22 protein-coding genes and 1 pseudogene are annotated in these 20,638 nt (G+C 59.2%); 16 read left to right on the top strand and 7 right to left on the bottom strand.

The window, feature by feature from the left end; genetic code table 11:
• Positions 1 to 10 precede the first annotated feature (10 nt).
• The gene (locus tag KAQ61_RS08925) at positions 11 to 1,066 is read left to right on the top strand and encodes a Bug family tripartite tricarboxylate transporter substrate binding protein (protein ID WP_210931501.1); all 1,056 of its coding nucleotides are present in this window, start codon (positions 11 to 13) and stop codon (positions 1,064 to 1,066) included.
• Positions 1,067 to 1,168: 102 nt separating this feature from the next.
• Complete coding sequence (locus KAQ61_RS08920) at positions 1,169 to 2,266, top strand: enoyl-CoA hydratase/isomerase family protein (protein WP_210931499.1); 1,098 nt, start codon at positions 1,169 to 1,171, stop codon at positions 2,264 to 2,266.
• Positions 2,267 to 2,501: 235 nt separating this feature from the next.
• On the opposite strand, the gene KAQ61_RS08915 is transcribed toward KAQ61_RS08920, so the two are convergent.
• Together KAQ61_RS08915 and smpB are read right to left on the bottom strand one after the other, a co-directional pair.
• Positions 2,502 to 4,115, bottom strand: a complete 1,614-nt coding sequence (locus tag KAQ61_RS08915) for a methyl-accepting chemotaxis protein (protein ID WP_210931497.1) — start codon at positions 4,113 to 4,115, stop codon at positions 2,502 to 2,504.
• A gap of 325 nt (positions 4,116 to 4,440) precedes the next feature.
• Positions 4,441 to 4,914: an SsrA-binding protein SmpB gene (smpB, locus tag KAQ61_RS08910; protein WP_042418352.1), complete on the bottom strand. Its 474-nt coding sequence runs from the start codon at positions 4,912 to 4,914 to the stop codon at positions 4,441 to 4,443.
• 151 nt (positions 4,915 to 5,065) lie between these two features.
• On the opposite strand from smpB, the gene KAQ61_RS08905 reads away from it, so the two are divergent.
• Positions 5,066 to 5,506, top strand: a complete 441-nt coding sequence (locus tag KAQ61_RS08905) for a type II toxin-antitoxin system RatA family toxin (protein ID WP_042418355.1) — start codon at positions 5,066 to 5,068, stop codon at positions 5,504 to 5,506.
• Positions 5,499 to 5,828, top strand: a complete 330-nt coding sequence (locus KAQ61_RS08900; RefSeq protein WP_210931495.1) for an RnfH family protein — start codon at positions 5,499 to 5,501, stop codon at positions 5,826 to 5,828. Before KAQ61_RS08905 ends, KAQ61_RS08900 begins: the two co-directional genes overlap by 8 nt.
• 122 nt (positions 5,829 to 5,950) lie before the next feature.
• On the opposite strand, the gene KAQ61_RS08895 is transcribed toward KAQ61_RS08900, so the two are convergent.
• The gene (locus tag KAQ61_RS08895; protein WP_210931493.1) at positions 5,951 to 6,511 is read right to left on the bottom strand and encodes a DUF4124 domain-containing protein; all 561 of its coding nucleotides are present in this window, start codon (positions 6,509 to 6,511) and stop codon (positions 5,951 to 5,953) included.
• Positions 6,512 to 6,607: 96 nt separating this feature from the next.
• Between KAQ61_RS08895 and guaB the strand changes: the two genes are divergently transcribed.
• From guaB to KAQ61_RS08870, 5 genes are all read left to right on the top strand, one after another.
• Complete coding sequence (gene guaB / locus KAQ61_RS08890) at positions 6,608 to 8,083, top strand: IMP dehydrogenase (RefSeq protein WP_043386395.1); 1,476 nt, start codon at positions 6,608 to 6,610, stop codon at positions 8,081 to 8,083.
• A 178-nt stretch (positions 8,084 to 8,261) separates the two neighbouring features.
• On the top strand, positions 8,262 to 8,522 hold the full coding sequence (locus KAQ61_RS08885; RefSeq protein ID WP_045266945.1) for a type II toxin-antitoxin system Phd/YefM family antitoxin: 261 nt from the start codon (positions 8,262 to 8,264) through the stop codon (positions 8,520 to 8,522).
• Positions 8,519 to 8,953, top strand: a complete 435-nt coding sequence (locus KAQ61_RS08880; protein ID WP_210931491.1) for a type II toxin-antitoxin system VapC family toxin — start codon at positions 8,519 to 8,521, stop codon at positions 8,951 to 8,953. Before KAQ61_RS08885 ends, KAQ61_RS08880 begins: the two co-directional genes overlap by 4 nt.
• Before the next feature lie 35 nt (positions 8,954 to 8,988).
• Positions 8,989 to 10,605 (top strand): glutamine-hydrolyzing GMP synthase, encoded by a 1,617-nt coding sequence (gene guaA / locus KAQ61_RS08875; protein WP_210931489.1) that lies wholly within the window; start codon positions 8,989 to 8,991, stop codon positions 10,603 to 10,605.
• Between the two features lie 210 nt (positions 10,606 to 10,815).
• Positions 10,816 to 11,163, top strand: coding sequence for an Arm DNA-binding domain-containing protein (locus KAQ61_RS08870; RefSeq protein ID WP_210931487.1), 348 nt, complete (start codon positions 10,816 to 10,818; stop codon positions 11,161 to 11,163).
• Here KAQ61_RS08870 and KAQ61_RS08865 read toward each other — a convergent pair.
• Complete coding sequence (locus KAQ61_RS08865) at positions 11,126 to 12,091, bottom strand: IS481 family transposase (RefSeq protein WP_210931485.1); 966 nt, start codon at positions 12,089 to 12,091, stop codon at positions 11,126 to 11,128. The genes KAQ61_RS08870 and KAQ61_RS08865 overlap by 38 nt on opposite strands.
• On the opposite strand from KAQ61_RS08865, the gene KAQ61_RS08860 reads away from it, so the two are divergent.
• Positions 12,090 to 13,295 carry a tyrosine-type recombinase/integrase gene (locus tag KAQ61_RS08860; RefSeq protein ID WP_210931483.1) on the top strand — a complete coding sequence of 402 codons (1,206 nt, stop codon included), beginning with the start codon at positions 12,090 to 12,092 and terminating at the stop codon, positions 13,293 to 13,295. The two genes, KAQ61_RS08865 and KAQ61_RS08860, sit on opposite strands and share 2 nt — an antisense overlap.
• 19 nt (positions 13,296 to 13,314) lie before the next feature.
• The gene (locus KAQ61_RS08855) at positions 13,315 to 14,268 is read left to right on the top strand and encodes a hypothetical protein (protein ID WP_210931481.1); all 954 of its coding nucleotides are present in this window, start codon (positions 13,315 to 13,317) and stop codon (positions 14,266 to 14,268) included.
• 263 nt (positions 14,269 to 14,531) lie between these two features.
• Here the strand turns inward: KAQ61_RS08855 and KAQ61_RS08850 are convergent, their stop codons facing one another.
• Both KAQ61_RS08850 and KAQ61_RS08845 read right to left on the bottom strand, forming a co-directional pair.
• Positions 14,532 to 14,756, bottom strand: coding sequence for a hypothetical protein (locus tag KAQ61_RS08850; RefSeq protein ID WP_210931479.1), 225 nt, complete (start codon positions 14,754 to 14,756; stop codon positions 14,532 to 14,534).
• Positions 14,757 to 15,329: 573 nt separating this feature from the next.
• A complete protein-coding gene (locus KAQ61_RS08845) occupies positions 15,330 to 15,485 on the bottom strand; it encodes a hypothetical protein (protein ID WP_210931477.1) in 156 nt (51 codons plus the stop codon).
• 111 nt (positions 15,486 to 15,596) lie between these two features.
• Here KAQ61_RS08845 and KAQ61_RS08840 point away from each other — a divergent pair, with 111 nt between their 5' ends.
• The 3 genes from KAQ61_RS08840 to KAQ61_RS08830 all read left to right on the top strand — a co-directional run bounded on the left by KAQ61_RS08840 (position 15,597) and on the right by KAQ61_RS08830 (position 17,412).
• Entirely contained in the window at positions 15,597 to 15,830 is a 234-nt protein-coding gene (locus KAQ61_RS08840; RefSeq protein ID WP_080747131.1) for a helix-turn-helix transcriptional regulator, read from the top strand.
• Positions 15,827 to 16,180, top strand: a complete 354-nt coding sequence (locus KAQ61_RS08835) for a hypothetical protein (RefSeq protein WP_210931474.1) — start codon at positions 15,827 to 15,829, stop codon at positions 16,178 to 16,180. The genes KAQ61_RS08840 and KAQ61_RS08835 overlap by 4 nt, the downstream gene beginning before the upstream one ends.
• A 266-nt stretch (positions 16,181 to 16,446) precedes the next feature.
• Complete coding sequence (locus KAQ61_RS08830) at positions 16,447 to 17,412, top strand: IS5 family transposase (protein ID WP_129324623.1); 966 nt, start codon at positions 16,447 to 16,449, stop codon at positions 17,410 to 17,412.
• Between the two features lie 277 nt (positions 17,413 to 17,689).
• Here KAQ61_RS08830 and KAQ61_RS08825 read toward each other — a convergent pair whose 3' ends face one another.
• A complete protein-coding gene (locus KAQ61_RS08825; RefSeq protein WP_042419979.1) occupies positions 17,690 to 18,616 on the bottom strand; it encodes an IS5 family transposase in 927 nt (308 codons plus the stop codon).
• A gap of 45 nt (positions 18,617 to 18,661) precedes the next feature.
• Between KAQ61_RS08825 and KAQ61_RS08820 the strand changes: the two are divergent.
• Both KAQ61_RS08820 and KAQ61_RS08815 read left to right on the top strand, forming a co-directional pair.
• Positions 18,662 to 18,859 (top strand): annotated as a pseudogene (locus KAQ61_RS08820) (IS3 family transposase); the annotation flags it as partial.
• A 54-nt stretch (positions 18,860 to 18,913) separates the two neighbouring features.
• Entirely contained in the window at positions 18,914 to 20,638 is a 1,725-nt protein-coding gene (locus KAQ61_RS08815; protein ID WP_210931472.1) for a sensor domain-containing diguanylate cyclase, read from the top strand.

The raw sequence follows: 20,638 nt of genomic DNA, 5'->3' as shown, positions 1-20,638 counted from the left end.
CCGCTTGCCCATGCCGAAGCAATCACTTTCCATTGACCACCCGTCCCGCCGTCGCGTGCTGCGTGATTGGGCGCTGCTGCCATGGGCCGGCAGCTGGGTGGCGGCGCCAGGCCTGGCACAGGCGCAGAGCGCCGCAGCGGTCGACCCCAGTCTGCTGGCTGCCGACTGCGTGATCCCGGCGCGTGCCGGGGGCGGCTTCGCCTTGACCTGCGCCCTGGCGCGCGATGCCTTGCAGGCGGTGCGCCCGCAGCGGCCGCCGTTGGGGCAGCGTTACCTGCCCGGGGGCATTGGCGCCGTGGCGTTCGACCGGGTGGCGTCGGGCCAGCTGGGCGGCAGCCACACGCTGGTGGCGTTTTCCAGCGGCTCCTTGCTGAATCTGGCCCAGGGGCGTTTTGGCCCGCATGCGCCGACGGCGGTGCACTGGCTGGTCACGCTGGGCACGGACTATGGCGTGGTGGCCGTGCACCAGGATGCGCCGTGGAAAACATTGCAGGAGTTGTTGGCGGCACTGCGCCACGATGTGTCGCGCGTGGTGTTTGGCGCTGGCGGCACCGTGGGCAGCCAGGACTGGGTCAAGACCGCCTTGCTGGTGCGGGCAGCAGTCCGGGACCACAAGGCCATGCGTTTCGTGGCCTTTGAAGGCGGGGGCGAGGCCTTGGAGGCCTTGCAAGGCAAGCATGTGCAAGTCTGCTGCGGGGATGCGGCCGAGGTGCACCAGCGCATCAGGGGCGGTGCCCCCATCCGTTTGCTGGCGGTGTTTGCCCCCCAGCGGTTGCCGGGTGACTGGGCGGCTGTGCCAACGGCCCTTGAGCAGGGGGTGGAGCTGGTGTGGCCCACGGTGCGGGGGCTGTACCTGAGTGCCAATGTGTCTGCCGAGGTGGCGCAGGCTTGGACGCGGGCCTTCCAGGAGGCCGTGACCGCACCCGGCTATGCGCGCCTGCAGGCGCGCCATGGCCTGTTCCCGCTGGAGCTGACGGGCAAGCCCTTGCAGAACCACGTGGAAAACCAGCTGCAGTCCTTTCGCCAACTGGCCGACGAACTGGGGCTGCGGCGCTGGGCGCGCTGAAGGCGCGGCGTGGGTCCTGGTGCGTCGGAGACGTGCAGCCCCTGGGCGCTGGGGCACAATGCGGGCCACTGATTCCCCCTGAACAAGAACCAAGGAGACACAATGCGCGAGGTTGAGCAACATATCGTCAGTGAAGTGCACGGGCAGGTCGGCTTCATCACCCTGAACCGCCCCAAGGCCATCAACGCCCTGTCCCTGGGCATGGTGCGCGACCTGTTGGCCCAGTTGCTGGCCTGGAAGGACGACCCCACCGTGCTGGCCGTGGCCATCCGCGGCAGCCACAAGGAAGGTGTGTTCGGCCACTTCTGCGCCGGCGGCGACATCCGCTTCCTGCACCAGGCTGGCAGCACGGGCAATCCGCAGCTGGAGGACTTCTTCACCGAGGAATACGCCCTCAACCACCTGATCTTCACCTACCCCAAGCCCTACATCGCCTTCATGGACGGCATCGTCATGGGCGGTGGCATGGGCATCAGCCAGGGCGCCAGCCTGCGCGTGGTGACCGAGAAGACCAAGATGGCCATGCCCGAGACCATCATCGGCCTGTTCCCCGATGTGGGCGGCGGCTACTTCCTGTCGCGCTGCCCCGGTGCCGTGGGCGAGTGGCTGGCGCTGACGGGCGACACCATCGGCGCGGCCGAGGCGATCGCCTTCCAGCTGGCCGATACCTACCTGCCTGCGAGCGAGCAGGGCGCCGTCTGGGAGGCCCTGGCGCAGCAGACCTTTGCCAGTGGCGAGGCCGTGCAGGCCTTTGTGCAGTCCCGCACGCAGGCCCAGGCGCCCGGTGCGGTGCGCAGCACGGCCGACATCGACCGCGTGTTTGGCCTGCCCACGCTGCAGGCCATGATCGACACGCTGGAGGCCGACACCGCCAGCGAGTGGGCACAGGCCACGGCCGCGGCACTGCGCAAGCGTTCGCCCCTGATGCTGTGGGTGGTGCTGGAACAGATCCGCCGCGCGCGCGGCATGGATGTGGCCACCGACCTGCGCATGGAGCGCGACATGGTGCGCCACTGCTTCTACCTGCGCCCCGGCCAGTCGGAAACCGTAGAAGGCATCCGCGCGCTGGCCGTGGACAAGGACCAGAGCCCGCAGTGGAACCCCGCGCGCATCGAGGACGTGCCCGAGGCCCTGTGGCGCGCGTTCTTCGTCAGCCCCTGGCCGGCGCATTCGCACCCGTTGGCCAGCCTGAAGGACTGAGGCGGCCACACCCCGCCGCACCACGGCCCCGGCGGCCAGCCCCCACGCGGGTGCCGCTGTGCGCGGCCCGCGCCTGGCCGGCCCGCTGTGGCCTGGGGCGTGGCGTTAAAAAAGCCACGCGGCGCGGCCGGTGGCTAGGCTATTAATTCTGTGAGCGGTTGGCGCTTGTCTGGCAAGGGTTTCAGGGCTTTTAGCGGCTGAAACCTTGTGCCGGCAAGCGCCAGCCGCTCATTTTTTATCCTGACAGCAACGCGGGCTCGCGGCTGCGGGGCAGGGTGGGCGCGTGCTGCGCCGTGGGCTGCTGCGACAGCTTGAAGGCCTCGACCACCTCGCGCAGCTGGCTGGCCTGGGCGTGCAGGTGGGCGGCCGCGGCGTTGGATTCTTCGACCAGGGCGGCGTTCTGCTGCGTCATCTGGTCCAGCTGGGCAATCGCCTGGTTGACCTGGGCCGCGCCCTGGCTTTGCTCGTTGGTGGCGGCGTTGACCTCGGCCACGATGTCCTGCACGCGGTTGACGTTGTCCAGGATGGCCTGCATGGCCTGGCTGGCATCGTGCACCTGCGCGGTGCCGGCGCTGACGCTGTGCAGGTTGGTGTCGATCAGCTGGCGGATTTCCTTGGCGGCGGTGGCGCTGCGCTGGGCCAGGGTGCGCACTTCGCCGGCCACCACGGCAAAGCCGCGGCCTTGCTCGCCGGCGCGCGCCGCTTCAACCGCCGCGTTCAGCGCCAGGATGTTGGTCTGGAAGGCGATGCCGTCGATCACGCCGATGATGTCGCCGATCTTGCGGCTGCTGGCGGGGATCTGCTCCATGGTCTGCTGCACGTGCTGGGTCTTGTCATAGCCCTGCTGCGTGGCCAGCGAGGAGTTGCGCGTCAGCGCCTCGGCCTGGCGCGTGGCCTCCGTGCACTGCTGGGCACTGCTGCTGAGCTGCTCGATCGCGCTGGCGCTTTGCTCCAGGTTGGCGGCCGTGGTCTCGGTGCGGCTGCTCAGGTCGTTGCTGCCGCTGGCCACCTGTTCGCTGGCGGTGGAGATGCTTTGTGCCGACTGCAGCACCTGGCCCATGGTGCGGTTCAGGGTGCTGCGCATCTCGTCCAGGCTGCGCAGCAGCTGCCCGGTTTCATCGCTGTGGTAATGGGCCTGGGGCGTGCCGCTCAGGTCCAGCGCCGCCACCTCGCGCGCGGCCTGCTGGGCCAGATGCAGGGGGCGGGTGATGCTGCGCGTGACCAGCACGGCAAACAGCAGGCCCAGGGCCAAGGCCACGCTGGTGAATACGCCCAGCTGCCACATGCTGGCGGTACGCGACTGGCGGCTTTGGGCCGACAGCTGGTCGAACAGCGAACGCTGCGCGTCCGCCAGGTCGGCCACGGATTGCAGGTAGGCCGTCATGGTGGGTTCGAACTGCTGGGTGAAGACGCGGTGCGCCCCCTCGGCATTGCCGGCGGCCTTGAGCGCGGCGATCTCCTTGCGCTGCGCCAGGTAGGCATCGCGCAGCTTGGAGGATTTTTCCAGCAGGGCCAGCTGCGCCGGATCACGCAGGTGGGCGTTGATGATCTTCATCTGTACGGCGGTGTCGGCCGTGGCTTCCTTGGTGGCCTTGTCGAAGTACTGCACCAGGCTGGCATCGTCGCTTTTGGCAATCGCCGCAGCGCGTTGCACCCCGGCGGTGACGTTCATGGACCAGTTCTTGAGGGCGCGCTCGGTCACCAGCACCTCGTCCATCATGTGCGACAGCATGCGGTCCTGCTGCAGGGACTGGTAGATGGCCAGGCCGCTGCTGCTGACGAAGAGCAGCAGGATGCTGCCGAGCACGGCCGCGAGCTTGCGGCCAATCGGCCAGTTGCCATAAGACATGGTGGTTTCCTCGAAATCCGTTGGGTCGCAGGCTGGCTGCGGGTTTTTGTGTATTGACGGTGTGAATGCGCCTTCGAAATTTTAGAGATGAAGTTTTTGTGACAGCGTTGAGATGGTGCAAATGGCACGAATTTGGTGCAAACCGTTGGTGTTCTGCATCACAGGGGGCGGTCATCGCGGGCCGCGCAGATAGTGCCGCGGCGCAAGGCCCCAACAAAAAGAGAGCTGCCAGCGCTTGCCTATGCAAGGATTCCCAGTCATTGCGACCTGAAAACCTTGCCAAGACAGCGCTGGCAGCTCTTTTTATTGAAAGTGTGCTGCCGATTCAGCGGTTGCGGCTCTTCATCGCGCGCTCGACCTCGCGCTTGCCTTCGCGGTCCTTGATCACGTCGCGCTTGTCGTGCTCGCCCTTGCCCTTGGCCAGGGCCACGTCGCACTTGACCAGGCCGTTCTTCCAGTACAGCTTGGTGGGCACCAGGGTGTAGCCTTTTTGTTCCACCTTGCCGATGAGGCGACGGATTTCGTCCTTCTTCATCAGCAGCTTCTTGATGCGTGCGGCGTCCGGGTTGACGTGGGTGGAGGCGGTTTTCAGCGGCTGGATCTGGCAGCCGATGAGGTACAGCTCGCCTTCCTTGATGATGACGTAGCCCTCGCTGATCTGCGCCTTGCCGCTGCGCAAGGCCTTGACTTCCCAGCCGTGCAGCACGATGCCGGCCTCATGGCGTTCCTCGAAGAAATAGTTGAACGCCGCTTTCTTGTTCTCCGCGATGCGGGATGGTGTTTCTGGTTTTTTTGCCATGGGTCTTTCTGGGCGGGTGACCCGCAGATGCCGGGCTCTACCTACAATGGGCGTTTCTCCCGCTAAGCAGCAATTCTAGTTTCTTCAGCCTCGCGCCACCCGTTTGCCGGTGCAATGCCCCAGGGCGTGCGCCACGCAGGCTTTCGCTTTCATGAAAAACGTCAACAAGTCCGTCCTCATTTGGTATAGCCCCGAAGAAATGTTCGCCCTGGTGGCCGACGTGGCGCGCTATCCAGAATTTTTGCCCTGGTGCTCGCACACCCAGGTGCTGGAGCAGGACGAACACAGCATGACGGCCGAGGTGGGCATGTCCATGGGGGCCTTGCGCAAGTCTTTCGTGACCCGCAACGTGCACGAAGGCCAGCACAAGATCAGCATGCGCCTGATCAAGGGGCCGTTCTCGCGCCTGGAGGGGCACTGGATGTTCCACCCGGTTGGCGATGGCTCGCAGCGCGCCTGCAAGGTGCAGCTGCAGCTGGACTATGGCTTCGACAGCAACGCGGTGGCGGCCCTGATCGGCCCCATCTTCGACCGGATTGCCAACTCCATGGTCGATGCCTTCATCAAGCGCGCCGAAAAAGTCTATGGCTGAGGCCGGCATGCTGGCGGTGCAGGTGGTCTGGGTGGATGCCCAGGCCCAGGTGCAGGAACGCAGCGTGGCGCTGCCCGCCGGCGTCCGGATCCACGATGCCTTGCGCGCCTGCGGGCTGGAGCTGGGCACGCACGCCGCCTGCGGTGTCTGGGGACGTACCCAGGCGCTGGACCATGGCCTGCAGGACGGCGATCGTGTGGAGCTGTACCAGCCGCTGAAGGTGGACCCCAAGGTGGCGCGCCGCGAGCGCTTTGCCCAGCAGGGTGCCCGGGGGGCTGGCCTGTTTGCCAGCCGCAGGCCCAACAGCAAATCGGGGTATTGACCGCGGCGCCAGGGGGAGGGCGCTCTAGCGCGCTGCACAGCGCCAGGTCTTGCCCAGCTTGCGCGTGGAACTGCTGGCGGCTGGGGTTGGCCTGCCGCCAGGACCTGCGGCTGTGTGCTCGGTCAGGGGCAGTTGCTCTTGATCGCTTCCTGGGCGCGCTGCAACTCGGCCTGGCGCTGCTGTTCGGTCATGTAGCTGCGCTCGCCTTTTTCATTCGTGTACACCAGGCGCATGCCGGACTGCATGGTGCTGTGGGTGGACTTGGCGCGCTGGCAGTTCTCCTGCCGCACCTTGGCCACTTCCTGCTCCTTTTTCTTGCGTTCGGCTTCCTCTGCCTTGCGCTGGGCTTCCTCTTTCTTGCTGTCTTCCTGGGCCTTGGCTTCTGCGGCCTTGTGGGCCTCTTGCTCGGCCTTCAGGGCCTGGGCCTTGGCAGCGGCCTCCGCTTCCTTGGGGTCGATGACCGCGCCGGGGGCGGAGCCGTTCTCGGCCGGGTAGATGATGCGCTGGGTGGCTGCGGAGGCAGGCCGCGGCTGCTGCAGGATCTGGTGCGGCGCGATGTGCGCTGGCGGCGGTCGGTCGCTGAACACTTTGCGGCCACTTTCATCCACCCATTGCCATTGGGCGAAAGCGGCCTGGGAGCACACGAGCAGCGTTGTGGTGAGACAGAAGTGCAGGGCGTTCATGGGATCAGTGTAGCTGCCAGTTGCAAGGTTTCTTGTTGCGTGCGCGGCACGTGCATGCACGGAGAAAGCTACAATCTTTCTTTTGGAGCCTTCACAATGCGCCTTCTCGGAAAAGCACTGACCTTCGACGACGTCCTGCTCGTTCCCGCCTACTCCGAAGTCCTGCCCAAGGACGTTTCTCTTTCCACCCAGTTCACGCGCAACATCACGTTGAACCTGCCCCTGGTCTCCGCGGCCATGGACACGGTCACCGAAGCGCGTTTGGCGATTGCCATTGCCCAGGAAGGCGGCATTGGCGTGATCCACAAGAACATGACGGCCCAGGAGCAAGCGGCTGAAGTGTCCAAGGTCAAGCGCCATGAATCCGGTGTGGTGCATGACCCCATCGTGATCACCCCCGAACACACCGTGCTGCAGGTGCTGCAGCTGTCGGAAGAGCGTGGCATCTCCGGTTTCCCCGTGTGCGATGGCGGCAAGGTGATCGGTATCGTGACCAGCCGTGACGTGCGCTTCGAAACCCGTTACGACGTCAAGGTCCGCGAGATCATGACGCCCCGCGAGAAGCTCATCACCGTCAACGAAAAGGACGGTACTACCCCTGCCCAGGCCAAGGTTTTGCTGAACAAACACAAGCTGGAGCGCCTGCTGGTGGTCAACGATGCGTTCGAGCTCAAGGGCCTGATCACCGTCAAGGACATCAACAAGCAGACCAACTTCCCCAATGCCGCGCGTGATGCGGCTGGCCGCCTGCGCGTGGCGGCTGCGGTGGGCGTGGGCGCTGGTACCGAAGAGCGTGTCGAGCTGCTGGCCAAGGCAGGTGTGGACGCCATCGTGGTGGACACGGCCCACGGCCATTCCAAGGGCGTGATTGACCGCGTGCGCTGGGTCAAGCAGAACTACCCCCAGATCGACGTGATCGGCGGCAACATCGCCACCGGCGCTGCCGCCCTGGCCCTGGTGGAGGCAGGTGCCGACGCGGTCAAGGTGGGTATTGGCCCTGGCTCCATCTGCACCACACGCATCGTGGCCGGTGTGGGCGTGCCCCAGATCATGGCGATCTCCAACGTGGCCGATGCCCTGAAGGGCACGGGCGTGCCGCTGATCGGTGATGGCGGCATCCGTTTCTCCGGCGACATCTCCAAGGCCCTGGCGGCAGGTGCCTCCACCATCATGATGGGTGGCATGTTCGCCGGTACCGAAGAAGCGCCCGGCGAAGTGATCCTGTACCAGGGTCGTTCGTACAAGAGCTACCGCGGCATGGGCTCCATCGGTGCCATGCAGCAGGGCTCTGCCGACCGTTACTTCCAGGAATCGTCCACCGGCAACCCGAATGCCGACAAGCTGGTGCCTGAAGGCATTGAAGGCCGCGTGCCCTACAAGGGCTCGATGGTCTCCATCGTCTACCAGATGGCCGGCGGCGTGCGCGCCTCCATGGGCTACTGCGGTTGCGCCACCATCAAGGAGATGAACGAGAAGGCAGAGTTCGTGGAAATCACGGCCGCCGGCATCCGTGAGTCCCACGTGCACGACGTGCAGATCACCAAGGAAGCGCCCAACTACCGCGCCGACTGATCGTCGATCACCCTTGGGCCGCTGCGCGGCATCCCCTCAGCGGGATGGCTGTGTCACTGCAAGGCGGCGCTGGCCCGGCGTGGGGTGATTTCAACAGACCAGAACCACAAAGTTCTGGTCAGAATGCTAAAATCTGGTCCGAACTTCTGGTTCGGCCAGATTTTTTTATTTCCACCCCATGCAATCTGTCGGTATCTACGAAGCCAAGACCCGTTTCTCTGCCCTGATCGAACTGGTCGAGGCCGGCGAAGAGGTGCGCATCACGCGCCACGGCAAGGAAGTGGTGCGCATGCTGCCGGTGCGCCGCCGGCCGGTGATCACCGACGAGCAGATTGCGCGGGAGTTGGAGCAAATTCAGGCCTTACAGCGCACCATACAAGCGCCAGCAGCTACAGTTTCTGTAGTTGATTTGCGTCACGCCGGCCGGAGCTGCGCATGACCGCCTTTGTGCTGGACGCCTCCGTCACCGCTGCCTGGCTGCTGCCCGATCAGGCCAGCGCCCACACCCAGCGCCTGTATGCCTGCATCCGCCGTGACGAGGTGGAGCCGCAAGCCCCCAACCTCTGGCAGTGGGAGTGTGGCAACCTGATCGCATCGGGCGTGCACCAGGGCCGTATTCCGCATGGCTCCGTCGAGGGGCTGTGGGGCGTGCTGGAAGCCATCCGCCACCGCGTGGAGCTGCACGAGCTGGCGCCCGCCCAGCACAAGGCTGTGCTGGACGTGGCGCTGGATACCGGCCTGTCCACCTACGATGCCGCTTACCTGTGGCTGGCGCAGTCGTTGCGACTGCCGCTGGCCACGTTCGATACCGCCCAGATCGCTGCCGCCCGCCAACGTGGGATCGCGCTGTGGGCGGCCGAAGATTTCTGACCCCGAATCCTTTCCTCTTGCCCTTGGATAACACCATGCAACACGACAAGATCCTCATCCTTGACTTCGGCTCCCAGGTCACGCAGCTGATTGCCCGCCGCGTGCGCGAAGCCCATGTGTACTGCGAAGTCCACCCCTGCGACGTCAGCAGCGAGTGGGTGCGTGAATTTGCCGCCGACGGCCGCCTCAAGGGCGTGATCCTGTCGGGCAGCCACGCGTCGGTCTACGAAGTGGACGACCGTGCCCCGGATGCCGTGTTCGAGCTGGGCATTCCCGTGCTGGGCATCTGCTACGGCATGCAGACCATGGCCACCCAACTGGGCGGCAAGGTCGAAGGCTCGGACAGCCGCGAATTCGGCTATGCCGAAGTGCGTGCCCATGGCCACACCCAGCTGCTGCAAGGCATCGAAGACTTCGTGACCGCCGAAGGCCACGGCATGCTCAAGGTCTGGATGAGCCACGGCGACAAGGTCACCCAGCTGCCCGAAGGCTTCAAGGTGATGGCCTCGACCCCCTCCTGCCCCATCGCTGGCATGGCCGATGAAGCCCGCCGTTTCTACGCCGTGCAGTTCCACCCCGAAGTGACACACACCGTGCAGGGCGCCGCCATGCTAAATCGCTTTGTGCTGGACATCTGCGGCACCCAGGCGGACTGGATCATGGGCGACTACATCGAAGAAGCCGTGGCCAAGATCCGCGAGCAGGTCGGTGATGAAGAGGTCATCCTGGGCCTGTCCGGTGGCGTGGATTCGTCCGTGGCGGCCGCGCTGATCCACCGCGCCATCGGCGACCAGCTGACCTGCGTGTTCGTGGACCACGGCCTGCTGCGCCTGAACGAAGGCGACATGGTCATGGACATGTTCGCCGGCAAGCTGCACGCCAAGGTGATTCGTGTGGATGCTTCCGAGCTGTTCCTGGGCAAGCTGGCCGGCGTGAGCGAGCCGGAAGCCAAGCGCAAGATCATCGGCGGCCTGTTTGTGGACGTTTTCAAGGCCGAAGCGGCCAAGCTCAAGGCCGCAACTGCTGGCTCCAAGGGCGCGACCTTCCTGGCCCAGGGCACCATCTACCCCGACGTGATCGAGTCGGGTGGCGCCAAGTCCAAGAAGGCGGTCACCATCAAGAGCCACCACAACGTCGGTGGCCTGCCCGAGCAACTGGGCCTGAAGCTGCTGGAGCCCCTGCGCGACCTGTTCAAGGACGAAGTGCGCGAACTGGGCGTGGCCCTGGGCCTGCCCCGTGGCATGGTCTACCGCCACCCCTTCCCCGGTCCTGGCCTGGGCGTGCGCATCCTGGGTGAAGTGAAGAAGGAATACGCCGACCTGCTGCGCCGCGCCGACGCCATCTTCATCGAAGAGCTGAGCAACTGGGTGGACGAGGCCACGGGCAAGACCTGGTACGACCTGACCAGCCAGGCCTTTACCGTCTTCCTGCCCGTCAAGAGCGTGGGCGTGATGGGCGATGGCCGCACCTACGACTACGTCGTGGCCCTGCGTGCCGTGGTGACTAGCGACTTCATGACCGCGGAATGGGCCGAGCTGCCCTACGGCCTGCTGAAGAAGGTGTCCGGCCGCATCATCAACGAGGTGCGCGGCATCAACCGTGTGACCTACGACGTGAGCACCAAGCCACCAGCGACCATCGAGTGGGAATAATTTAAAGTTTCCAGCAACGTATGGCAACGTTCTGGAAGCTATTGATTCTATTGAAAGAATCGTGGGTTGTCCGTCCAAGGACAACCCACAGCATGCCAAACAAGCCGCAAATTCATGCGGTACACCTGACGGTAAAGCTGTAACATTTCGGAACGTTGCTTTCCCATACCGACACCCCTAGTGACGGTATCAACGAAAGCCCACCCTGAAATGATCACTGACACCGAACTGCGCAGACTGCGCCCTCAAGAAAAAGCCTACAAAGTCACGGATCGCGATGGCATGTATGTCATGGTGACAACCGCTGGCACCAAGTCATTTCGCTATGACTATCGCCTCAATGGCAGGCGCGAAACCCTCACCATTGGCAAGTACGACAACACTGCGGGCGCTAAACACCCAAGAAACCCAGAGCAACTTGAATTTGGCATGACGGTATCGTTGGCTGAAGCTAGGTCGCTACTGACGGTAGCGCGACGGTATGTTGAACGTGGACAGTCGCCAGCGAAAACTAAGGCGGTTACATGTCAGGTCCCGGATGATTACGCACGTTCTTGACGAATAAATCAGGTGCTTTCATCTTCCATTTTTTGAGTGCTTGGACTGGGGCTTCATGCCCCAGTGCCTTTTGTGGCAAGTGGTGGTTGTACAGCCAGACAAACCTGTGCAGTGTCTTCTCCAAATCCTCTGCGCTGTTGAAGTGATGCGAGCGCAGCACCTGGCTCAGGCGGCCATTGAAGCGCTCAACCATGCCGTTGGTTTGTGGCGTCTTTGGCTTGGTCAGCCGATGCTCTATCCCCAATGCTTGGCATAACTGGTCGAATTCGTGCTCGCCTGAGGGCTGACGTGTGCGGCTTCCAAACAATCGGTCTGTGAACTCTTTGCCGTTGTCGGTGAGGATGGTGTGGATCTTGAACGCTGCAGCTTTGCGTACGGCAGCCAAGAAGGCTTTGGCGGATGCTGCCGTCTTGTGCTGCTTGATATCAATGAACACCCAGCGTGTAGCTCGATCGATGGCAACAAAAACATAGCGGCGCTTGTCCTCATCGTGCATCTGGGGCAGGTACTTCACATCTACATGTACATAGCCAGGCTCATACGCCTTGAAGGGTTTGTGCTCGCCCTCAGGCTTGGGCTGTACGGGCAATCTGGAGTGGCCTCGTCTGCGCAGCAAGCGATCCAGCGCCGAGCGGCTCATGGCAGGCTCAATGAACTCTCGCACCACCGCCAATAAGTCATCCAGAGGTAGCCGCAGCTGGCTGCGCAGATAAATAACCAGCTCTTCCTGCCCTGCATTGAGAGTCGTTTGCAGGCGGTGGGCCGTGTGGCTGGCGTCATGCACCGTGGTTCTGCCCCGCCACTTACGCACGGTCCCTATGCCAATGCCGTATTGCTGCGCCAACTCTCGATCAGTACCACTGGCTTGCTGCAATGCCAAACGGGTGGCAGGTGTGGTCGTAGCGTTCTTATGAAGGCTGATCAGCATGGCAACTCCTTGGCACGGGATTGCCATGTTGCCAGAACTGCTTGCAGTACCTCTCGGCCATGCAGCATCAGCATGGCAACTCCTTGGCACGGGATTGCCATGTTGCCAGAACTGCTTGCAGTACCTCTCGGCCATGCAGCAACGGACGCTTGTTTTTAAGCAGCCAATCGTCCGGGACCCGACAGTTACAAAGCTAGAAGCCGCAAATGCTTTGACTTTTGGATCATGGGCTGAACGCTATTTCGAGGACAAAGCCGACCCGGAAAACGGCGCGAGACTTGCGGATTCAACGCTCGCAATGCGACGTTCTGTCTACAACCGCTACTTAGCGAGTACGTTCGGCAAGCTGAAGCTCGATGAGATCACTCCTGCGCTGTTGATGCAGTTGTGTGAAAAGATCAAAAAAAATGGCGCACCTGCCCCAGCAGTTCAAGTGCGAGAGATTGTTTTGCTTGTTTATAGATATGCATTATCTAAAGACAAAAATCTTCAATTAAAGAATCCTGCAATCGAAATCAGGCCAAGCGATATAGCGAGCTTTAAACCTCGTGACCGTGCTTTAACCCCCAGTGAGATAAAGATATTTTTTGCAAGCCTCGAGAAAATTGGAACCACGCCAACACTGCGTCTAGCAATTAAGTTTCTTCTTTTGACGATGGTAAGAAAGGGAGAGTTCTTAAATGCCACTTGGGATGAGGTGGATTTTGAGAATGCAACCTGGATAATTCCCAAGGAAAGAATGAAAGCATCGAGGGCACATATAGTTTACTTGAGTAATCAAACCTTGGATATTTTGGTTAGCTTTAAAGCTTGTTTCTCTGCTTCAAAATATTTACACCCAGGTAGATATGACTCTAACAACCCACTGAGCAATGCCACTTTAAATAGAGTCATTGATGCCGCTGTGAAGAAAGCAAAAGATGATGGCTTTGATTTGGAAAGCTTTACCGTTCATGATTTACGAAGAACAGCCTCATCGCTGCTAAATGAATACGGCTTCAATAGAGACTGGATTGAGAAGTGTTTGGCCCACGAGGAAAATAGTGTGCGTAGCATCTACAACAAAGCAGAATACTCATTTCAACGAAAGGTTATGCTGCAAGCATGGGCGGACATGGTCAATTGCTTTATTGATTCACGTGATCCATGGCTGGTTGTAAAAAACGCAAAACTAAATTTATTGAATATTGTTGAATCAATTTAAAAGCTGATTATTATCTATTATGCAAAATAATTTTTCCAACTACGACTCCTCTATTGATGGAATTGAAAATCAAGTGACTGCTGATGCTGATGCTGATGCTGATGCTGATGCTGATGCTGATGCTGATGCTGATGCTGATGCTGATGCTGATGCTGATGCTGATGCTGATGCTGATGCTGATGCTGATGCTGATGCTGATGCTGATGCTGATGCTGATGCTGATGCTGATGCTGATGCTGATGCTGATGCTGATGCTGATGCTGATGCTGATGCTGATGCTGAAATTGCCCCAGTTAGATTGGAGAACTTACAGCTAACTGAGGCACAATGGAAGATGTGGAGTGAGGGGCGTAATGCTGAATATTGGCAAGCAGCAATGCTATCCTTGAAGCTACAACCATCACGCTTAAATAAATATAAATTAAGGCGTTATTTTCCAGATTTATATCAAAATTATTTGATGCGTTATGACGTATTAAAACGTAGAGCTAGCACGCGATCTATAATAAAACCAATCAGAAATCTTTTGGGGAAATCATCGGAAAAACTTGTTTCTTTACCAGGAGTAGCGAAAATTGCCGTGGAGTGCGATTGGGAATACAGCGAAGAATTTCAGATAAAAATATCTCTTCCCAGAAAAATTAAAACCATTGATGGAAGCTACATTAACAGTTTTGATGATGAAGATGAACTGAGTAATGGCGATTTAAATACTAGAGTAAGATATGCAGCACTAGTAGAAATAATTCGCATGTTTCTTTCGAGATCAGATGATTTTAATGAATTTCATAAAAACGTATTCAAAAGATCTACAGTTTCAAATCAAGAGCTAGGTGAAGCTGTAGAGAGAGTCATTGCAAAAATGGCAAAAGACAATAATCTAAAATCAATATATGGATTTGCTAAAGAAAAAAATGCAAAAGAAATTGGTGAAATAGATAAAATTGCAAAAAATTTTTTCACAAGCAAATAATTTATATGGTTTTTTATCTAAGAGTCACCAACTTTAGTATCTGGATTGATACGCATGTTATTGACAAATAAATCTGCCACTTTTTCTTCAATTTTTGCATACTTGCATCTGGCTTCGTGGCCAAGCGCCTGTTATGGGCGTTGGTGATTTCACAGTCACGCAAGCCGGTGCAGGTTTTTTTCCAAGCCCTAATCGCTGTTGGCGTGATGTGAGCGCAGCACTTGGCTGAGCCTGCTATTGAAACGCTCGACCATGCCGTTCGCTTACGGTACCTTGGGCTTGGTCAAACGGTGCTCCATGCCCAATACCAAGCACAACGGAAAACTCATGCTCGCCCATCGCTGGCAACTCCCAAATAATTTGTCTGTGAACTCTTTGCCATTGCCCGTGAAGGTGGTGAAGGTCTTGAACGGCGCAGCCTTGCGCACGGCTGCGAGGAAGGCTCTAGCAGACGCAGCCGCCTTATGTTGCTTGGTAGCGATGGACACCAGCGTGTCGCCCGCTCGATGGCCACGAACACGTAGCGGCGCTGGTCTTCAGCCTGCATCTGCGGCAGGTACTTCACATCTACGTGCACTTAGCCAGGCTGATACGCCTTGAAGGGTTTGTGCTCGTCGTCTGGCTTGGATGACGCAGGCAATCTGGAGTGGCCACGCCTGCGCCGCAACCTGTCGAGCGCAGAGCGGCTCATAGCGGGCTCAAGGAACAACCACACTAACTAACACCACGAGCGGCAGCAACAAGTGCTAGCCCCCCGGCTCTTCCTGCGCAACATTGAGGGGGTTGGCGACTGTAGCACTCTATGACAGGTACACGATATCCATCTCACTGCCGTACTACTGAACCAATTATCGGTCAGTGTCGTTGGCTTGCTGCAGCGCCAAGCATGTAGCTGGTGTAGCTGTTGCGTTCTTGTGCAGAGTGAAAGCACCGCAACTCCTGCGCAAAGGCTCGCCAAAGCTGCCTACAGGGCCTCTTGGCCACGGATCAAGAGGATCTTGTTTTAAGACCCCCCTCAATCCGACCGGTACCGAGCAACGATCACTGACAACTGGAACTGTTCAGCTCAATTCCTTAGCACGCAGCTCAGTGGTGTTCATAGACTCCGCCATTTTTATGCCAGCAACCTCATGCAGAAGCTGGAAAGCAGACTTCTGTTTCTGGAAACTTTCATACTTTTTTTGGAAAATTTTAGAAAAGCGGGAAAGTTTTTGCACGTCATTTTAATTTGAAGACATAGTTATATCCATCGCGATACAGATGAAAGCAAGCAGGGACGCCTGGCCTTCATCAAAGCTTTGAAAAACTGAATTTGATGGAAAATTTGAATGCAAGAAAATATTGATAACCTGCAGAAGAGCGTTAAATATGAAATTCTGCTGCGTAAACCAGAAGTACTTCGTATGATTGGTTTATCTAATAGTTCTTTCTACCAACTCATTAAGGATGGAAAAGTTCCTCGTGGGGTTCCTATCGGCATTCGCTCTCGTGCTTGGCCCGCCAGTGAAATTAATGCATATATTGAAAAATGCATTGCTCAACGCGATGGAGAAAAAGTATGAAAATAAAATCTCTGGGTACAAGCACAAAAACTTTTTTGTCAATGCAAGCTATTAAATCTGCTAACGGAGATGATAAACAGCACTTTGAGTTTTTTGGTGTAAATAGATATGGACAATTTCGCGTAAAGGTGTTTGGAACAAAATTTTTGGTTGATGGAGCAATCTATATTTGTAAGGAGATGATTGACCATCAGGGAAAGAAGAAAGTGGAGAAATTTTTGCTCGAAGTAAGCCCAGGTTTTAAGTTGAGTGCGGACCAAGATCTTTACAAGATGACTTGCTCCGAAACTGGTCAACCAATGTTGGTTGCAGGTAATTTCACTCTGATCACGGAAAAAATCAAGCAATAAAGCAAAAAACGAGATGCAGGGCGATGGCGATGAAAACGCTTTTGAGCTGCACTTTAATCACCATTTATTGCCTATTGTAACCACAAGGCTTAGGTAAGCATCCTCAATGCTATTGGCAATACCTGTAAACACTTTGTAGCAAGGGGGAATTTGCAGTTTTTTGTGTGTTCAGAGGGGTCAGGTCATGCTCACTTCCCTAGGGATGGTGTTCAAAACTCTGCCGCTGGCGCTGTCTGAAGTACGGCGCCGCGCCTGACAATACGCTCATGAAGCAACAAGACCTCGGCCTGAATCTGAGCAAGCGACGCACGCGCAAAGCGGTATTCTTGGACGAGATGAACCTGGTGGTGCCGTGGTCTGAGTTGCTGGCATTGATTGCTCCGCGCGCACCGCGAGCCAAAACCGGCAGACCTCCGTTCGAGTTGGAGACCATGCTGCGCATTCACTTCGTCCAGCAGTGGTTCGGCCTGTCCGACCTGGCGATGGAAGAAGCCCTCTTCGAGACCGCGCTGTACCGGGAGTTTGTGGGTCTGTCCAGCGTCGAACGTATTCCCGACCGGGTCAGCATCCTGCGCTTTCGCCATCTGCTCGAAGAGCACCAGTTGGCCCAACGCATCCTGGCTACCGTCAACGCCACGCTCACCGACAAAGGTCTGATGCTGCGCGAAGGCACGGTGGTCGATGCCACCCTGATTGCCGCGCCCAGTTCGACCAAGAACAAGGGTGGTGAACGCGACCCCGAGATGCACCAGACCAAGAAGGGGAATCAGTGGCATTTTGGGATGAAAGCCCACATCGGCGTGGATGCCGATTCCGGCCTGGTTCATACCGTGGTGGGCACGGCGGCCAACGTCAACGACGTGACTCAGGCCAGCAAGCTGGTCCATGGTGACGAAGCCGATGTGTTTGCCGATGCGGGTTACCAGGGCGTGGCCAAGCGCGAAGAGACGCAAGACATCACTGCCCAGTGGCATGTGGCCATGCGCCCTGGCAAGCGCCGTGCGCTGGACAAGAGCACGCCCATGGGCGCCATCCTGGACAAGCTGGAGCAGGTCAAGGCACGTATCCGGGCCAAAGTGGAGCACCCATTTCGCGTCATCAAACGGCAGTTCGGCTACACCAAGGTCAAGTACCGTGGCCTGGCCAAAAACACGGCCAACCTGGTAACGCTGTTTGCGCTGAGCAATCTGTGGATGGCGCGGCGCAAGCTTTTGCAGGGTCTGCATGGATGAGTGCGTCCACAACCGACCAAAGGGCCAGCGGCAAGGGTGAAATGCCCCTTATTTGCAGCCCAAAAAACGCCGAATTCGTCATCATGTGGAATATATCGACTCAGTGGCCACCGCCACGGGTGTTTTGAACACCATCCCTAGTAATGCCACTGCCCCTCGCCACAACGTAAACACCACTTGCTCATTGTCCAGGCTTCACTGTCATTCGCAACTGTAGCCAAGCGGCGCTGTTGCATAAATCCAATTTGAGGCGATTGACCCCAACCCCCAGCCGTGGCTATGCCACGGCTGCCGTCTGAGGACGGCCAAGTTCAGTAAATCGATTCAAGATGGCTGCTCGGATATGCAGCTCGTTCACTTGGCGTTCAAAGGTGCGGGACATCACCCGCTCGCCCAAACGTTTGATGCAGTTCATCTTGGCTTCCACCAAGCTTCGCCGGTGGTAGCCAATCCAGCGTTTCCATATACTTCGCCCCAGCCGCCTGCACGCAGCAATCGCTGCATTGCGGCGCTCGAACACAGCACCCCTGCGCACTCGTGCATTCTTGCGGGGAGGAATGATGGGGATTGCACCGTGCCTGATGACCGCTTCATAGGCGGGCTGTGTATCGTAGGCGCCATCACCGATAAGACTTTGAAGCGTTTCATCGGGCGGCAGTTGCTCCAGCAAGTCGCTGAGCACTGAGGCATCACTGACGTTATTACTCGTCACGCAGATGGCCCGAATCTGCAAGGTATCCGCATCGATACCAATGTGCAGCTTACGCCATTGACGGCGGTATTCAGCGCCGTGCTTTTTGCATTTCCACTCGCCTTCACCCAGAAACTTGATGCCTGTCGAATCAACCAGCAGGTGCAAGCCTGCTTTACTGCGGGTGTACGGAATCTGGACATCCAAATCTCGCTGCCGCCTGCACAGGGTGCTGAAGTCTGGAGAGGACCAGGCAAGGCCACACAGTTGCAGCACCGACTCCACCAAGCCTGTAGTTTGTCTCAGCGCCAAGCCAAACAGGTTCTTGAGCGTCAAACAGAATTGAATGGCAGCATCCGAGAACTTCGGGCTTCGCCCGCGTTTGCCGCTTGCAGCGGCAAACCAACACATGCGCTTGTCCAGCCACACCGTCAAAGAGCCGCGGGCCTTGAGAGCTGCGTTGTACTGTTTCCAGTTTGTGGTGCGGTAGCGGGGCTTACGGGAGTGGCTCATGCCGCAAGCCTACCGCTTGCTGAGCAACGATTTATGCAACAACGCCATGCAGCATGCGAAGGCTTCTTTGGCAGGCTAAAGATTGAGCTGTTCTATCCGGGTAACTGGCAATCAACGACGATTGAGCAGTTCATTGAAGCCGTAGATACCTACATCCGTTGGTACAACGAAAAACGTATCAAGGTATCTCTGGGGCGTTTGAGCCCTGTGCAATACCGGCAAAAACTTGGTCTAGCCGCATAAAACCAGTCCAAGTTTTTATCCGCATCCCCGCCCCAGCCAGAGCAGGATGGGGCTTTGCTGTGGCATGGCTACATCCTGGACGTGACCCAGGACGAGGCCTTGCAAAATGCCTTGCGCCAAAGTGAGGAGCGCCTGCGCCTGACGATCGGTGCGGTGCGGGACGGCCTGTGGCAATCGGATTGCGAGAAGGACACGGTGGTGTGGGATGCGCGTTGCTACGAGATCGTGGGGCGTCCCGACCAGTCGCTGGGGGCTTTGGGACTCAGCGGCTTTGTGGAGCAGTTGCACCCCGCCGATCGTGCCAGGGTGTGCGCGCGGCTGGAGCAGCACCTGGCGGAGGGTGAACCGTTTCGGGTGGAGATGCGTTTGCGCCAGCAGGATGGCGGCTGGCGCTGGGTGGAATCGCGGGGGGAGGTCACGCTGCGGGATGCGCAGGGCCGCGCGCTGCGCATGCTGGGCATGCACAGCGACATCCAGGAACGCGTGGACCAGACGCACCTGGTCAGCGCCTTGCTGGACAGGGGTAGTGCGCTGGTGCTGGTGGCCAGCTATGAACGCCAGATGGTCTATGCCAACCAGCGGGCGGCGGAGTACTTCGGGCTGGACCCGCACCGACTGCCGGAGTCGCGGTCGTTCAGCGCGATGCATGGCTCGCAGGAGAGCTTCGAGCGCTTTGGCCCCTTGTACCAGCGGCTGAAGACCGATGGGGTGGTGCGCGCCGAGTGGGAGCTGCGCGGCAGCGACGGCCATCTGTGCTGGTTCGACATGCAGGGAACATTGCTGGCCCCCTCGGATCCCGAGGGCAATGTCATCTGGACCTTGTTCGATGTGGATGCGCGCCACCGTGCGGAGGCTGAATTGGCGCAGACCCGCTTGCGCATGGCGGCCGTGATTGATCGCTTCCCCTCCGGCATTCTGGTGAGCGACAGCAGGGGGCAGACGATTTTGGCGGCCAACGACATGCTGGTTTCCATGCTGGATGTGCCACTGCCGGTGTCGGATCTGGTGGGCCAGCGCCTGCAGCATCTGGTGGAGCATCTGCCGGCCGATTTGGCGGAGCTTGTCAACGCAGACGCGCAGTGCGCAGGGCAGGCGGAGGGCGAGCCTGGCCGCATGCTGTACGCCTTGCCCAGTGGCCGGCATCTGGAAGTCGACCGTTGGCCGCTGCGCAAGGACCAGCGCGACCTGGGCTGGTGCTGGGTGTTCCATGACGTGACCGACTACAAGCAGCGCGAATCGCAGCTGGAAGCACTGGCGACCTCCGATCCGCTGACCGGGGCGCGCAACCGCCGAGCCTTCCTGGCCCAGATGGACATGAAGCTGGAGCGGCTGCGCCTGAGCATGGGGCGCTCGTTCGCGTTGATCATGCTGGACGTGGACCACTTCAAGCGTGTGAACGACACCTATGGCCACGCCGTGGGGGATGAGGTGCTCAAGCACCTGGTGGTGGCCGTCACCAAGGAGCTGCGCAAGGAGGACATGCTGGGGCGCCTGGGCGGGGAAGAGTTCGCCGTTTTGCTGGCAGGGCTGGACCAGGACGTGGCCCTCAGGCGCGCCGAAAGTCTGCGCCAAACCGTGGAGCGCCTGCGGGTCGAGGTGCCTGGGCAGGCGCCCATCCGTTTCACCGTCAGCCTGGGGGTGTGCGTGGTGGCGCACAGCGATGTGTCCGTGGCGCTGTGTCTGGAGCGTGCCGATGCCGCGATGTACCACGCCAAGCGCCATGGCCGCAATCGCGTGACCTGCTGGTCGCCGAGCCTGTCGGAGCTCGATGCCGCCTGA

Origin of the sequence: Comamonas aquatica (assembly GCF_018064205.1) — a bacterium.
GTDB lineage: Bacteria > Pseudomonadota > Gammaproteobacteria > Burkholderiales > Burkholderiaceae_C > Comamonas > Comamonas aquatica.
Note: the sequence above shows the minus strand (reverse complement) of the source record. Positions and strands in the feature narration are given on the sequence as shown.

Coding starts and splice junctions, on each gene's coding strand:
- guaB (WP_043386395.1), top strand. CDS start 6,608: ATGCGCCTTCTCGGAAAAGCACTGACCTTCGACGACGTCCTGCTCGTT.
- KAQ61_RS08895 (WP_210931493.1), bottom strand. CDS start 6,511: ATGAACGCCCTGCACTTCTGTCTCACCACAACGCTGCTCGTGTGCTCC.
- smpB (WP_042418352.1), bottom strand. CDS start 4,914: ATGGCAAAAAAACCAGAAACACCATCCCGCATCGCGGAGAACAAGAAA.
- KAQ61_RS08840 (WP_080747131.1), top strand. CDS start 15,597: ATGCAAGAAAATATTGATAACCTGCAGAAGAGCGTTAAATATGAAATT.
- KAQ61_RS08870 (WP_210931487.1), top strand. CDS start 10,816: ATGATCACTGACACCGAACTGCGCAGACTGCGCCCTCAAGAAAAAGCC.
- KAQ61_RS08915 (WP_210931497.1), bottom strand. CDS start 4,115: ATGTCTTATGGCAACTGGCCGATTGGCCGCAAGCTCGCGGCCGTGCTC.
- KAQ61_RS08860 (WP_210931483.1), top strand. CDS start 12,090: ATGGCAACTCCTTGGCACGGGATTGCCATGTTGCCAGAACTGCTTGCA.
- KAQ61_RS08920 (WP_210931499.1), top strand. CDS start 1,169: ATGCGCGAGGTTGAGCAACATATCGTCAGTGAAGTGCACGGGCAGGTC.
- KAQ61_RS08825 (WP_042419979.1), bottom strand. CDS start 18,616: ATGAGCCACTCCCGTAAGCCCCGCTACCGCACCACAAACTGGAAACAG.
- KAQ61_RS08900 (WP_210931495.1), top strand. CDS start 5,499: ATGGCTGAGGCCGGCATGCTGGCGGTGCAGGTGGTCTGGGTGGATGCC.
- KAQ61_RS08885 (WP_045266945.1), top strand. CDS start 8,262: ATGCAATCTGTCGGTATCTACGAAGCCAAGACCCGTTTCTCTGCCCTG.
- KAQ61_RS08905 (WP_042418355.1), top strand. CDS start 5,066: ATGAAAAACGTCAACAAGTCCGTCCTCATTTGGTATAGCCCCGAAGAA.
- guaA (WP_210931489.1), top strand. CDS start 8,989: ATGCAACACGACAAGATCCTCATCCTTGACTTCGGCTCCCAGGTCACG.
- KAQ61_RS08855 (WP_210931481.1), top strand. CDS start 13,315: ATGCAAAATAATTTTTCCAACTACGACTCCTCTATTGATGGAATTGAA.
- KAQ61_RS08830 (WP_129324623.1), top strand. CDS start 16,447: ATGAAGCAACAAGACCTCGGCCTGAATCTGAGCAAGCGACGCACGCGC.
- KAQ61_RS08865 (WP_210931485.1), bottom strand. CDS start 12,091: ATGCTGATCAGCCTTCATAAGAACGCTACGACCACACCTGCCACCCGT.
- KAQ61_RS08925 (WP_210931501.1), top strand. CDS start 11: ATGCCGAAGCAATCACTTTCCATTGACCACCCGTCCCGCCGTCGCGTG.
- KAQ61_RS08835 (WP_210931474.1), top strand. CDS start 15,827: ATGAAAATAAAATCTCTGGGTACAAGCACAAAAACTTTTTTGTCAATG.
- KAQ61_RS08880 (WP_210931491.1), top strand. CDS start 8,519: ATGACCGCCTTTGTGCTGGACGCCTCCGTCACCGCTGCCTGGCTGCTG.